General features: G+C 68.7%; 10 protein-coding genes. 3 read left to right on the top strand and 7 right to left on the bottom strand.

What is annotated here, in order from left to right:
- Positions 1 to 121 precede the first annotated feature (121 nt).
- The 7 genes from ampD to ACRSCF_RS25635 form a co-directional block, all read right to left on the bottom strand.
- Positions 122 to 763: a 1,6-anhydro-N-acetylmuramyl-L-alanine amidase AmpD gene (gene ampD, locus ACRSCF_RS25665; protein ID WP_034364222.1), complete on the bottom strand. Its 642-nt coding sequence runs from the start codon at positions 761 to 763 to the stop codon at positions 122 to 124.
- Positions 750 to 2264 carry a sigma-54-dependent transcriptional regulator gene (locus ACRSCF_RS25660; protein WP_244387448.1) on the bottom strand — a complete coding sequence of 505 codons (1515 nt, stop codon included), beginning with the start codon at positions 2262 to 2264 and terminating at the stop codon, positions 750 to 752. Before ACRSCF_RS25660 ends, ampD begins: the two co-directional genes overlap by 14 nt.
- Positions 2264 to 4027: a sensor histidine kinase gene (locus ACRSCF_RS25655; protein ID WP_034364224.1), complete on the bottom strand. Its 1764-nt coding sequence runs from the start codon at positions 4025 to 4027 to the stop codon at positions 2264 to 2266. Before ACRSCF_RS25655 ends, ACRSCF_RS25660 begins: the two co-directional genes overlap by 1 nt.
- A 2-nt stretch (positions 4028 to 4029) precedes the next feature.
- Entirely contained in the window at positions 4030 to 4290 is a 261-nt protein-coding gene (locus tag ACRSCF_RS25650) for a PP0621 family protein (RefSeq protein ID WP_034364227.1), read from the bottom strand.
- The gene (locus ACRSCF_RS25645; RefSeq protein WP_017407444.1) at positions 4287 to 5102 is read right to left on the bottom strand and encodes a cytochrome C assembly family protein; all 816 of its coding nucleotides are present in this window, start codon (positions 5100 to 5102) and stop codon (positions 4287 to 4289) included. The genes ACRSCF_RS25650 and ACRSCF_RS25645 overlap by 4 nt, the downstream gene beginning before the upstream one ends.
- 86 nt (positions 5103 to 5188) lie before the next feature.
- Complete coding sequence (locus tag ACRSCF_RS25640) at positions 5189 to 6115, bottom strand: GGDEF domain-containing response regulator (protein ID WP_016447995.1); 927 nt, start codon at positions 6113 to 6115, stop codon at positions 5189 to 5191.
- Positions 6108 to 10016, bottom strand: coding sequence for a response regulator (locus ACRSCF_RS25635; RefSeq protein WP_034364228.1), 3909 nt, complete (start codon positions 10014 to 10016; stop codon positions 6108 to 6110). The genes ACRSCF_RS25640 and ACRSCF_RS25635 overlap by 8 nt, the downstream gene beginning before the upstream one ends.
- A gap of 267 nt (positions 10017 to 10283) precedes the next feature.
- Here ACRSCF_RS25635 and ffh point away from each other — a divergent pair, with 267 nt between their 5' ends.
- From ffh to ACRSCF_RS25620, 3 genes are all read left to right on the top strand, one after another.
- Positions 10284 to 11678 (top strand): signal recognition particle protein, encoded by a 1395-nt coding sequence (gene ffh / locus ACRSCF_RS25630; RefSeq protein WP_016447993.1) that lies wholly within the window; start codon positions 10284 to 10286, stop codon positions 11676 to 11678.
- Between the two features lie 93 nt (positions 11679 to 11771).
- On the top strand, positions 11772 to 12326 hold the full coding sequence (locus ACRSCF_RS25625; RefSeq protein WP_016447992.1) for a C40 family peptidase: 555 nt from the start codon (positions 11772 to 11774) through the stop codon (positions 12324 to 12326).
- Between the two features lie 86 nt (positions 12327 to 12412).
- A complete protein-coding gene (locus ACRSCF_RS25620; RefSeq protein WP_016447991.1) occupies positions 12413 to 12808 on the top strand; it encodes a helix-turn-helix domain-containing protein in 396 nt (131 codons plus the stop codon).
- The last annotated feature ends 7 nt before the right edge of the window (positions 12809 to 12815 follow it).

The following is a 12815-nucleotide window of genomic DNA, read 5'->3' as shown; positions in this document are numbered from 1 at the left end:
CCCGGCGTGCGCCTGCGCGCCACATGGGTTGCTTTCTGGATTGACAGCGCACTTTTCCTGGGCCTGTGGACAAGCCGGCCTGCGTGCAAGGCCTGGCGCAGTCCGGCAGGAGGGTGTGTGCTTACGTGGAGGGCTGGCCGGCGCGGGGCGGCAGCTGCCAGTTCGCCGTGGCCTGGTGACGGGACAGCAGCCCGCGCAGCCGGGGCCAGTCGAAGCCGGGGCCGGGATCGCGTTTGCGGCCGGGCGCAATGTGCTCATGGCCTGCGAGATGGGCGACGGGGTAGCGTGCGGCGATGGCTTCGCACAGGTTCTCCAGGGCCGCATATTGCGCCGGCTCGAACGGCAGTCCCTCCAGGCCCTCCAGCTCTATGCCGATGGAGTCGTCGTTGCAGCGATCCTTGCCGCGCCAGCTGGAGGCGCCCGCATGCCAGGCGCGCGCGTCACAGTCCACAAATTGCCAGACCTCGCCCAGGCGCGTGACGAAGAAATGGGCCGACACCTCCAGGCCGCGTATGCCCTGGTAGTAAGGATGGGCGTCCCAGTCGAGCTGGTTGGTGAACAGTTGCTGGACCGCCCCCGTGCCGTACTCGCCGGGGGGCAGGCTGATGGAGTGCACGACGACCAGATCGACCAGGGCCTGGGCCGGGCGCTCGCCGAAGTTGGGCGAGGGCAGGTGGCGTGCCTGTTGCAGCCAGCCGCCTTGCCAGGTCCAGGCCGGGGCCGTGGTCGTGGTAGCTGGTGCCTGCGGATCAGGCTTCGCCATGGCCGCCTCCGTCCGCCTCGGCGCTGGCGTCGCCGGGCAGGGCGATGTTCAGCCGGTCGATGCGGTAGCGGATCTGGCGCAGGCTCAGCCCCAGGCGCGCGGCCGTGGCCGTGCGGTTGAAGCCGTTTTCCTGCAGCGCCTGCACCAGGATGCTGCGCTCGCGCTCGTCCAGCCAGGCCTGCAGGTCGCGGGGCAGCTCCATGTCGGCAGGCTCCGGCGGCGGTGCGGCGCCGTCGTGCGCCTGGGTCTGCGTCGATGCGGGTGGGGCCGGCGGAGTGCCGCAGGGCAGCTGCATCTCGGGGTCTATGCGCAGCGGCCCTTCCTCGCCCAGCGTGATGGCGCGGTGCAGCAGGTTCTCCAGTTCACGCACATTGCCGGGCAGGGGCAGGCGGGCGATCTGCTCCAGGGAACGCTCGTCGATCTCGGGCATGGGCAGGCCCGACTCCTGCGACAGCCGTGCCAGCAATGCACGGCACAGCGCGGGCAGGTCCTCGCGGCGCTCGCGCAGCGGCGGAAGAAGGACTTCGATGACGTTGAGGCGGTAGTACAGGTCCTGGCGAAAACGTCCTGCCTGCACGTCGGCGGCCAGGTCGCGGTGGGTGGCGCTGACGATGCGCACGTCGGCCGCTTCCTCCTGCGCCGAGCCCAGGGGGCGCACGCGGCGTTCCTGGATGGCGCGCAGCAGCTTGGCCTGCATGGGCAGCGGCAGGTCGCCGATTTCGTCGAGGAACAGGGTGCCGCCGCGTGCCGCCTGGAAGTAGCCGTCGCGGTCCTGGGTGGCTCCGGTATAGGAGCCCTTGCGGGCGCCGAAGAACTCGGCCTCCAGCAGGTTTTCGGGGATGGCGCCGCAGTTCACGGCCACCATGGGGCCGTGGGCGCGCTGGCTGCAGGCGTGCAGGGCGCGCGCCACCAGCTCCTTGCCCGTGCCCGACTCGCCGTGCACCAGCACCGGCGCCATGCCGCGCGCCACCTTGGCAATGCGCTGCTTGACGGCCTGCATGGCGGGCGACTCCCCAACCATGGCGTCGAGCGCCCCGCCGCCGCTGAGCACGGGGCTTGCGGCCGACGCCGCCGAGGGGCTGCGCGCCGGCATCACGCCGGGGGGCGGCACGCCGCCCACGCCCTGGGCGGCCGAGGCCACGACCAGGCGGAACTGCTTGAGGTCCACGGGCTTGGTCAGATAGTCGAAGGCGCCCGAGCGCAGGGCTTCGACGGCATTTTCGGCCGAGCCGTAGGCGGTCATGACCACGCAGCGTTCTCGCCGCTGCTGGTTGCGCAGGTCCTGCAGCAGCTCCATTCCCATGCCGTCGGGCAGGCGCATGTCGGTGATGACCACGTCGAAGCGCTGGGTCTGCAGCTGTTCGCGCGCCTCGCCCACGCTGGCGGCGGTTTCCACGCGGTAGCCTTCGCGCAGCAGGGTCAGTTCATAGAGGGTGCGCAGATCCGGCTCGTCGTCCACGACAAGAATCGATGCGGCAGCGGGCAGGGAGTTCAAGGGCATCACACCACAATCTGGTCAAACAGGGAGGCCGGCAGAGCCGATGCGGCGCCGGCGCGGAACACGATGCTGAAGGCATTGCCCTCGACAGGGCCGTGCGGCGCGGGCCGCGACAGCCGCTGGTAGCTGATGCCTGCATCGTAGCGCTGGCACAGCTCGCGGCAGATGTACAGGCCCAGGCCGCTGGAGCGGCTTTCCGACGAGAAGAAGGGCTCGAACAGATGGCGCTGCACCGTGGGCTCCAGTGCGGCGCCGTCGCTCCAGACCTGCAGCCAGATCTGGCCTGCGGCCGGCGCGCCGGTCAGCACCTGCAGCGTATGCGGCTGCTGGGCGTTGCTGCGGTAGCGCTGGGCGTTGTCCAGCAGGTTCACCAGGATGCGGCGCAGGTGCTCGCCGTCGAACACCACGGTCCTTGCGCGCGCGTCCAGCAGCAGCTGGATGCTGCGCGCAGGCTGGTCCTGGGCCTGCCACTCCTGGCAGGCCTGGGCCACATGCTGGTCCAGGTCCAGCAGGCCGGCGTGGGCCTCGCCAATGTGCTGCTGGGCCCGCGCGATGTTGAGCACGTCCTCGACGGTGCGCGCCAGCCGCTCGGCGTTCTGGCCCACGATGCGGCACAGCTGCTGCTGGGCCGGGTTCTGCGCCAGATCTTCTGCCAGCAGGGCGTTGGCCTGGGTGATGGCGGCCAGCGGATTGCGGATCTCATGGGCCACGGCGGCGGACATGCGGCCCATGGAGGCCAGCTTTTCCGTGCGCAGCCGCGCCTCCATTTCGCGCAGGTCGTGCAGAAAGACTACGCACAGCTGCTGCAGCAGCGCGGGCTCGGCGGCATCGGTGGCGTCGGACGGGGTGGCGACCTCGGTCAGCCAGGTGCGCAGATGCAGTCCCGTCATGCCTTCCTGGCCGATGGACTGCAGATGGATGGCGGCCGATATCGGCAGGTTCTGGGCAAAGCTCTGGGCCACGGCATCCTGCAGCCGCTGCCAGCCGGCGTGCTCCTTGAGTGCGAAGGGCAGGGCATGCGCGTCGGCCAGTCCCAGCAGGTGCAGCGCGGCCGGGTTGGCCTGCTGCACGCGGAATTGGGGATCAACCACCAGCACGCCTTCGCCCAGGTGGCGGATCACCAGGGCATTGACCTGCTCCTGGGCCTGGGCCTTGCGGCTGCTGTGCTGTGCCAGGTGCCGCTCGCGCCGCACGCGGCGCGCCAGCTCGTGCGTCAGATAGGCCACGGCGAAATAGCCTGCGCAGGCAAAGCTGGCCTGGTAGTAGGCCTGGGTACTTTCTATGCGGCCCGCCAGGTCCTGCCATGCGACCCAGCCCAGGGTCAGCAGCGTGACGCTGGCCGTGGTGGCCAGCGCCAGCGTCAGATTGCCCAGCACGGCCGAAATCAGGATGGGGATGGCCAGCAGGGCCGAGTAGTTGAGCGGGCCTGTCTGCAACACCTGCAGCAGGCAGATGGCCGCGATGTCCACGCCGATCACGGGCAGCCAGTGCACTCCGGCGCGGGCAGAGGGCGGTTGCTCGCGTGCGGTCAGCCGCACCAGCAGCGTCAGCCCCAGGTAGCCCAGGCAGACCAGCCAGACCAGGGGATTGCCGCCGGGCTGCACGCTGAGCAGCGCCAACTGCAGCAGCAGCAGCGCGGTGGCGATGAGAACGCGGCCCGTCAGAAATCCCTGCCACAGCCGGACGAAGGGGGCGTTGGCGTCGTGCGGCGACTGCGCCGTGGCCTCGTCGATGGTGGGCGGCGGGGAGCGGGCGGCGTCCTGCATGCTCAGCGCCGTTGCGCCAGGGCCCGGTGCTCGGCGCTGCAATAGCTGCGGCCTGCGGCCTCGATGGCTTCGCTGCGCGGCAGGTGCAGGCCGCAGTGCGCGCATTCGACCATGTCCTGCGGTGCCGCCAGCGGCGCGTTGGCCGGGTCGGCCGGGTTGCGAGGCGCAGCCGCCTGGCGCCGCTCACGGGCCTCGGCACGGCGCTGGCTGCGCCAGACGCCGACGGCAATGACGATGACGATCAGGACCAGCAGGTACTTCATGCGGCGCGCTCCAGCAGCACTTCCATCACGAAGCGTGATCCCGCATAGGCCAGCAGCAGCAGCGCGGCGCCCGCGTAGAGCACGCGCACGGCGCTGCGGCCACGCCAGCCAAAGCGCGCACGGCCGATCAGCAGCACGGCAAAGGTCAGCCACGACAGCAGCGAGAACACCGACTTGTGGTTCCAGACCCAGGCCTTGCCGTAGAGCTGTTCGCCGAACAGCCAGCCTGCGGCCAGCGTGGCCGTGAGCAGCACAAAGCCTGCGGACACGAAGCGGAAGGTCAGGCGCTCCAGCGTGAGAAGGGGCAGGCCGCTGTCATGCCCGCCGCCGCCCAGCCGCATGTGCTGCTCGGCGCGTGTCATCAGCGAGGCATGGACCACGGCGGCGGCGAACAGTCCGTAGGAGGCAATGCCCAGTGCCAGGTGCAGCGGCAGCCAGGGCGAGGCGTTGACATGCAGGGGCGTTCCCGGAAACAGCGCGGCCAGGAGCACGGCGGCCGTGCCCAGCGCTGACAGCGCCAATTGCGCGCGCATCTTGGGGAACAACTGCTGTTCGACCCCATAGACGGTGAGCACCAGCCAGGCCGTCATGGACAGTGCTGGCGCGAACCCGAAGTGCGGCTGTTCCCCGAGCAGGCCCCAGGCCAGGGCCAGGGCGTGGAGCACCCAGGCCAGGCGCAATGCGGCGCGGGCGCCGGCATGGCTGATGCGTCGGGCACCGGCGGCCGGCACGGCATAGGCCACGGCTGCGGCAAGCGCCAGCATCCAGCCCAGGGGCGATGCGTTGGCGGAAATCAGGGGGACGGAGAGCATCTTTCTATGATAGCTGTGGCTTTCCTGCCGCCGGTTGTGCAGGCTCAGAATCCGGGCGCCGTGCCGTGGTTCGGAGCGCATTTTCTTCAGGGCTCGATGGCTGCCTCGATGCGATTGCGCCCCAGGGCCTTGGCCTGGTAGAGCAGGCCGTCCACCTTCTGCAGCCAGGTTTCCAAAGGCGCGGCAGACGGCTGCCGCACGGTGAGTACGCCGCAACTGACGGTGAGCAGCGGCGCCGTGGGAGAGGCGGCGTGGGCGATGGACAGGCGCAGCACTTCCTGGCGGAAATTCTCGGCCATGACCTGGGCGTCGCTTTCGCCGGGGAGGATGAGCGCGAATTCCTCGCCGCCAAAGCGCGCTGCCAGGTCGTAGGGCCGGCGCGCATGGCGCTGCAGCGTGGCGGCCACTGCCTTGAGCGCCTCGTCCCCCTGCACATGGCCATAGCAGTCGTTGTATTGCTTGAAGTGGTCTATATCAATGAGAGCCAGGCCCACGGACTCGCCCGTGCGCAGGCTGCGGCGGTGGGAGCGCTCCAGCATGTCGTCGAAGTGGCGGCGGTTGGCCAGCCCTGTCAGTCCGTCCACCATGGCCAGGCGCTCCAGGGCCTGGCGCTGCAGGGCCAGGCGTATCTGGTTGCGCACGCGCACCTCGACCACGGCGGGACGTATGGGCTTGGAGACATAGTCGGCCGCGCCCAGGCGCAGGCCGTATTCCTCGGCCTGGGCATTGCTCTGGCCGGTAATGAAGATGACGGCGATATGGGCGGTGCGCTCCTGGGCGCGCAACGCACCCAGCACCTCGTAGCCGTTCATGCCGGGCATGGCCAGGTCCAGCAGGATCAGCTGCAGCCGGTGGGCTTCGCGCTGGGCGATCACCAGCGCACCCGGGCCGTCCTTGGCCAGCAGCACACGGTAGTGGGGGCTCAGCAGCTCGGCCAGCATGCTGCGGTTCAGCCGTTCGTCGTCAACGATGAGGACCGTGGGCAGTTCCGGCCCGGTCAAGGCTTCAAACATCTGCAGCTCCCTGTAGGACCGTCCGGTTCACGGCCATGCTCCGCGCCAGCTCTTCGAGTGCCTGCAGCGCCGCCTCGGTTTCCAGGGACTCGGTGCAGCGCTGGATGCGCTGCAGCACGGACGCATGGCGCCCGTCGACCAGGGGCCGCAGCCGATCCAGTTCGGCCATGGCGGCATAGTCGCTGTCGGCAATCTGCAGCCGCAGCCGAGCCAGGGTGGACGAGACTTCTTCCGCGGTCATCGGCTGCCGCTGCGGGGGGGGCGCGGCAGTGGTCACGGCGGTCACGGCGGCCGCGGACGCCACGGCCACTACGGCCGTCTGCCCGGACCGCCGGGCGATTTCCGCCAGCAGGCCCTGCAGTCCATCGGCCAGCGCCTGGACCAGGGATTGCAGATCGCCGCCGGGCCGGGCGTTGCCGCCATTGCCGTCGCCTGACAGGCAGGCTTGCGCACCGGTCTCGGCCATGGCCGACCATTGCTCCAGCAGGTCCGCGCCCAGGTAGCCCAGACTGCCCTTGAAGGTGTGCACCAGCGATGCCACGGTGTCCCAATGGCCGCTGCGCACGGCATCGCGCAGCCGTTGCGGCGCATCGGCAAAGTCCTGGGCAAAGCCTTCGATGGCGTGGAGCATGCGCGGCGATTGGCCGGCAAGGCGTTGCCGCAGCCGTGCCGGATCCCAGGCCTGGGCAGGGCTTGACGGCGTCGGCTGCAAGGGCGCGGCCGGCGCAAGCGCTGCCGTTGGAGGAGGGCCCGCGCGCAGGCAGCGCTGCAGTGTCTCGTACAGCAGCACATCGTCAACGGGTTTGGTCAGATGGGCATTCATGCCTGCGGCCTCGATCCGGGCGCGCTCCTCGACATAGGCCTGCGCAGTCAGCGCGATCACCGGAAGATGCCGCAGCGCGCTGCGCGTGCGGATGGTGCGCGTGACACTGAGGCCGTCCATGCCGGGCATGTGCACGTCCATGAGCACGGCATCGAAAGGCTGGGTGTCCAGCAGCTGCAGCGCCTGCAGACCGTCCTGCGCAGTCTGTACCGATATGCCGGCCTGCTCCAGCAGCTCGGTGGCCACCTCGCGGTTGAGTACGTTGTCATCCACCACCAGCACCCTGCGCCCAGGCAGGCCCGGGTAGCGCTGCTGTGGCGAGGGGCCGGCCGCCGGGCTTTCCGGCGGGGGCGATTCGGGGTCCCGCAGTGCCTCCCGGATGCACGAGCGCAGTGCCGATGCGGTCAAGGGCTTGATCAGCAGGCCCCGCGGGCCCAACTGCGCGGCCTGCAGCTGCACTTCGTCGCGCCCGAAGGCCGTGACCATGAGCGCAGCCGGGGTCTTGGCCAGGTCCTGCTGCTCGCGCATGCGGCGTGCCAGGTCCAGCCCGTCCATGCCGGGCATGCGCCAGTCCAGCAGGGCCAGGCCGTAGGGGGATTCCTGGCGTGCGGCCTCTTGCAGCATGTGCAGCGCCTGCATGCCGTCCGCCGCCGTATCGCAGCGCATGCCCAGTTTGCGCACCATGGCGGCCAGGGCCTCGCGCGCGCTGGCGTTGTCATCGACGATGAGAACGCCGGTGCTGCCCAGGTTGTCGTGGCCGTCCAGCGGCGCATCCGTGGCAGGCCGGACCTTGGCCGTGAAGCGGAAGTTGCTGCCCTGGCCGGGCTGGCTGCAGACGCTGATCTCGCCGCCCATGAGCTGCACCAGCCTGTGGCAGATGGCCAGGCCCAGGCCGGTGCCGCCGTGGCGGCGCGTGGTCTGGATGTCGGCCTGGGTGAAAGGCTGGAACAGCCGTTCGGCCCTCGATGCATCCAGGCCTATGCCGGTGTCGCGCACGTTCACGCACAGGTGGTGCAGGGGCGCTGCCGTGGCGTGCGCGCCGGCCTCCACCGGCGCGCACGCCAGCGGCGGCTCCAGATGCAGGGAGATCACTACCTCGCCATGCTCGGTGAACTTGATGGCATTGCCGACCAGGTTGGTCAGCACCTGGCCCAGGCGCAGCGGGTCGCCGCGCAACCGGGGCGGCAGGTGCGGGTCCAGCGCATAGACCACTTCCAGCCCCTTTTCCTCTGCGCGCAGCGCCGTGGAGGCCGAGACGGTCTCCAGCACATCGTCAAGGGCGAAATCCACTTCCTCCAGCGCCAGCATGCCCGCCTCTATCTTGGAAAAGTCGAGGACGTCGTTGATCACGGCCAGCAGGGCGCTGGCCGAGCGCTCCACCTTCTCCAGGTAGCCGCGCTGGCGTGATGTCAGCGCAGTCTGCTGAACCAGGCGCGTCATGCCGATGACGGTGTTCATGGGGGTGCGGATTTCGTGGCTCATGATGGCCAGGAAATCCGACTTGGCCCGTTCGGCCGCTTCTGCGGCCTCCTTGGCCTGCTGCAGCGCCTGCTCGGCCTCGCGCTCGCGGGTGATGTCCAGCATGATGCCGTCCCAGACCATGCCCTCGTGGCTGCTCCGGGGGGCCGATCGGCAGCGCAGCCAGCGGATCTCTCCATCGGGCCTGATCACGCGAAAGCGGCAGTCGAAGACCCGCAGCGTATCGACCGAGCACTGCAGCATCTGCTGGTAGTGCGGCAGGTCCTCGGGATGGATGGCATTCAGGTAGGCCTGACGGTCGGCCATGATGGCGTGGGCCGGCACGCCGATCAGGTTCTCTATGCCGGCACTGATGTAGCTGAGCCGCAGTTGCGCCAGGCCGCCTTCCAGGCGGTAGATGGCGCCGCTGGGCAGGTTGTCGGCCAGGGCTTCGAGGCGCATGCGTGCGTCCTCGCGTTCGGACAGGTCCTGCAGCGTGCCGCTGAGCGCGACGATGCGGCCTTGCTCGTCGCGCAGGGCGCGGCCCATGAGGCGGGCCGCGAACCGCCGTCCGTCCGGGCAGTGGTGCACGACATCGAGGCTGTAGGACTGGCCGGTGCCGATGCACAGCTGCACGGCAGCGGTGAGCCGGGCAAGATCCTGCGGTCCGAGCATGGCGCGCAGGGCATGGCGCGTCAGCGGCGGACCCTGGGGGTCCAGGCCATTCATCACATACATCATCTCCGAGGCCTGGAAGTGTTCGGTGTCCAGCTCCCATGTCCAGCTGCCCAGGCGCGCCAGCTGTTCGGCCTGGCGCAGCACGTCGTAGCTTTTTTGCAGCTGGGACTCGGTCTGGCGCATGAGGGTGATGTCGCGCGCAATGCCCAGCACGCCCACGGTCCGGCCCTCGTCATTGCGGTAAGGAATTTTGGTGGACTGGAAGAGGCGGCGCTGCCCGTTGACCAGCAAATGATCCTCCGACACCACGGGGGCGTCGCTGTCCAGCACCCGGCGGTCGCTGTGGGTGAAGCTGCTGTCGGGGAACAGTTCCTGGTCGGTCTTGCCCACGATGTCTTCGGGCGTGCGCCCGGAAAAGCGCGCGGCGGCGGGGTTGACGAAGGTGTAGCGGCCCTGCCGGTCCTTGGCGAAGACCAGGTCGGGCGTTTCGTGCATCACGGCTTCCAGCAGGCGCGTCGAATCCTGCCACGGCCCAGTGCTTTTTCGCAGGAGCGGCTCCAGCTGCGCATCGGGCTGGCCGATCGGCTCGTCCTGGCCGGTGCGCTCGCTGAGCTCGTGCCAGGTGGTGAAGAAAAGCCGCCTGCCCGACAGCGACTGGCAATAGATATGGAGCTCGGCGGGGAAGCTGGTGCCGTCGCGGCGGATCAGTCGGCCGCAGAGATGGGCCTGGCTGTCCACGGCCATGTCCTGCCAGGGACCGCGCCGAAGTCCGTCCGCGTCGGGCCACACGTCCATGATGCCCAGCCCCAGCATGCCGGCCTTGTGATGGCCCAGGCTGGCGCAGGCATGGGCATTGGCATCGAGCAGGCAGCCCTGCTCGTCAAACATAAGAAAACCGTCGGGCACACGGTCCAGGAACTGGCCATACGGCGTATCGGGCATGAAGACTCCTAGGCGGTAGCAAGCCGGCACTGCACAGGGCGATAGCCATAATCTATGGAAACAGTGTGGATGTTACTGCCGGCCGGTGCCCGCTGCGCGGCAGGGAAGGCCGGTACTTACCCCTGCAGGGGCAGCGGGTAGAATCGTCGGGATCTGCAGGGTCCGTGCCGCGACCCGGCCCCGCCTGGCCCCATTCGGCAACCTGGCCCCGGCTGGCTCGCTGCAGCACACCTTTTCCTTTCCGACGACTCCAGTTCCTCCCCGCTTATGGCCTCCGCTCTGACCGACAAACTTTCGCGACTCGTCAAGGAGATGCGCGGCCAGGCCCGCATCACCGAATCCAACGTACAGGACATGCTGCGCGAAGTGCGCATGGCCCTGCTCGAGGCCGACGTGGCCCTGCCCGTGGTGCGCGACTTCGTTGCGCGCGTCAAGGAAAAGGCGCTGGGCCAGGAGGTGCTGGGCTCCCTGCAGCCCGGCCAGCTGCTGGTGTCCATCGTCAACAAGGAACTGGCCGCCACCATGGGCGAGGGCGTGGCCGACATCAATCTCAACGCCCAGCCGCCTGCCGTCATCCTCATGGCCGGCCTGCAGGGCGCCGGCAAGACCACGACCACGGCCAAGCTGGCCAAGCACTTGATTGAAAAGCGTAAGAAAAAGGTGCTGACCGTGTCGGGCGACGTGTACCGCCCGGCCGCCATCGAGCAGCTCAAGACCGTGACCGGCCAGGCTGGCGCCGAGTGGTTCCCCTCCACGCCAGACCAGAAGCCCCACGACATTGCCGTGGCCGCGCTGGACTACGCCAAGCGCCACTTCTTTGACGTGCTGCTGGTCGATACGGCCGGCCGCCTGGCCATCGACGAGCTGCTGATGGCTGAGATCAAGGATCTGCACGCCACGCTCAAGCCGGTCGAGACCCTGTTCGTCGTCGATGCCATGCAGGGCCAGGATGCGATCAACACGGCCAAGGCCTTCAAGGAGGCCCTGCCCCTGACCGGCATCGTGCTCACCAAGCTCGATGGTGACTCGCGCGGCGGCGCGGCGCTGTCGGTGCGCCAGATCACGGGCGCGCCCATCAAGTTCGCCGGCGTGTCCGAGAAGATCGACGGCCTGGAAGTCTTCGACGCCGACCGCCACGCGCAGCGCGTGCTGGGCATGGGCGACATCGTGGCCCTGGTCGAGCAGGTCACCAAGGGCGTGGACATGGAGGCCGCCCAGAAGCTGGCCGAGAAGGTCAAGAGCGGTGACGGCTTCGACCTCAACGACTTCCTGGCCCAGATCCAGCAGATGAAGCAGATGGGCGGCCTGTCCAACCTCATGGACAAGCTGCCGGCACAGCTCACCGCCAAGGCCGGCCAGGTGGACATGGACAAGGCCGAGCGCGAGATCCGCCGCAAGGAAGGCATCATCTGCTCGATGACCGCCAAGGAGCGCAAGAAGCCCGAGATCATCAAGGCCACGCGCAAGAAGCGCATTGCCGACGGCGCGGGCGTGCAGGTCCAGGAAGTCAACCGCCTGCTCAAGGAGTTCGAGCAGATGCAGGAGATGATGAAGAAGATGAAGGGCGGCGGCCTCATGAAGATGATGAAGCGCATGGGCGGCATGAAGGCCATGAAGGGAATGATGGGCGGTGGCGGCGGCATGCCCAAGCTGCCGTTCTGAGCGGGCCGGGCCCCGCCGATGGACAGTCAAGCCGCAGCACAGCCTGCGGCTTTTCTTTGGCCGCTGCGGGGCTTTGTGAGAACATGCGGCGCCATGAAGGCTGGCGTTTCGACTTCCCTTGCGGCTTCCCGCGTGACTGCATCGCGGCTGTCTCGCCGTGACTGGGGCCTGCTGGCGGCGGCTGCGCTGCTGGCCGGCTGCTCGTCTGCTCCCCGCAAGGGCGCGGGTCCCGGGCCTGCTCCTTCGCCGCAGGCCCTGAACCTGGATGGCGAGTTGCGCGAGGCCCTGCTGGCGCGCACCATGCTCGTGGTCAACACGCCGTATACCTACGGCGGCAATTCGCCCGACGGCGGTTTCGACTGCAGCGGCCTGATCCAGTGGGCCGTGGGCGGCATTACCGAAAGCCGCCTGCCGCGCACCACGGCCCAGTGGGCGCAGTTCAGCAATCCCGTGGGCAGCCGCAGCCTGCAGCGCGGCGACTTCGTGTTCTTCAACACCCTGGGCTCGCGCTATTCGCACATGGGCATCTTTGTGGGCAACGGCCAGTTCGTGCATGCGCCGTCCAGCGGCGGCACGGTGCAGCGCGTGCGCATGGACAACCCCTATTTCGCCAGGCGCTTCACCGAGGCGCGCAGCATCTTCGCCTGAGCGCCTGCCAGGCAAGGCGCCGGGCTTGGCGCCGGCTCTTGAATCGATGGTCCAATGAGAGCTCCATAGAAATCCAGGGTTTCGGAATGGATAACAAGCTCGAATTCGCACAGCGCCTGCGCCAGGCCATCGAGGCTGCGGGTCTGGAGCCGCGGCCCAGCGTGCTGCTGAATCTGTTCAATTCCAGTTACTGGGGTCGGCCGATTTCGTTCCAGGCGGTTGCGCGCTGGCTCAACGGCGAGGCCGTGCCCGAGCAGGACAAGCTGGTGCTGCTGGCGGAGCTGCTCAGGATCGAGCCCGAAGTGCTGCGCTTTGGCGACCCTGCCCAGCGGTCACTGCCGCCTCAGCACGAATGCCAGGAACCGGGCGTGGGCTATCTTGAACGCGAAACCTTCGACGCCTTTCTGAGGCTGCCCGCGCCGCAACGCCAGGTGGTGCGGGAGGTGATCCTGACCTTCGCCAAGGTGCACGGCGAAGGCTGAGGGCCGG

This window comes from Delftia sp. 11MD, from assembly GCF_050907895.1.
GTDB lineage: Bacteria > Pseudomonadota > Gammaproteobacteria > Burkholderiales > Burkholderiaceae_C > Comamonas > Comamonas tsuruhatensis.
Note: the sequence above shows the minus strand (reverse complement) of the source record. Positions and strands in the feature narration are given on the sequence as shown.

What these genes read in the sequence shown, in the direction of transcription:
- ampD (WP_034364222.1), bottom strand. Translation starts at nt 763, where the DNA reads ATGGCGAAGCCTGATCCGCAGGCACCAGCTACCACGACCACGGCCCCG.
- ACRSCF_RS25660 (WP_244387448.1), bottom strand. Translation starts at nt 2,264, where the DNA reads ATGCCCTTGAACTCCCTGCCCGCTGCCGCATCGATTCTTGTCGTGGAC.
- ACRSCF_RS25655 (WP_034364224.1), bottom strand. Translation starts at nt 4,027, where the DNA reads ATGCAGGACGCCGCCCGCTCCCCGCCGCCCACCATCGACGAGGCCACG.
- ACRSCF_RS25650 (WP_034364227.1), bottom strand. Translation starts at nt 4,290, where the DNA reads ATGAAGTACCTGCTGGTCCTGATCGTCATCGTCATTGCCGTCGGCGTC.
- ACRSCF_RS25645 (WP_017407444.1), bottom strand. Translation starts at nt 5,102, where the DNA reads ATGCTCTCCGTCCCCCTGATTTCCGCCAACGCATCGCCCCTGGGCTGG.
- ACRSCF_RS25640 (WP_016447995.1), bottom strand. Translation starts at nt 6,115, where the DNA reads ATGTTTGAAGCCTTGACCGGGCCGGAACTGCCCACGGTCCTCATCGTT.
- ACRSCF_RS25635 (WP_034364228.1), bottom strand. Translation starts at nt 10,016, where the DNA reads ATGCCCGATACGCCGTATGGCCAGTTCCTGGACCGTGTGCCCGACGGT.
- ffh (WP_016447993.1), top strand. Translation starts at nt 10,284, where the DNA reads ATGGCCTCCGCTCTGACCGACAAACTTTCGCGACTCGTCAAGGAGATG.
- ACRSCF_RS25625 (WP_016447992.1), top strand. Translation starts at nt 11,772, where the DNA reads ATGAAGGCTGGCGTTTCGACTTCCCTTGCGGCTTCCCGCGTGACTGCA.
- ACRSCF_RS25620 (WP_016447991.1), top strand. Translation starts at nt 12,413, where the DNA reads ATGGATAACAAGCTCGAATTCGCACAGCGCCTGCGCCAGGCCATCGAG.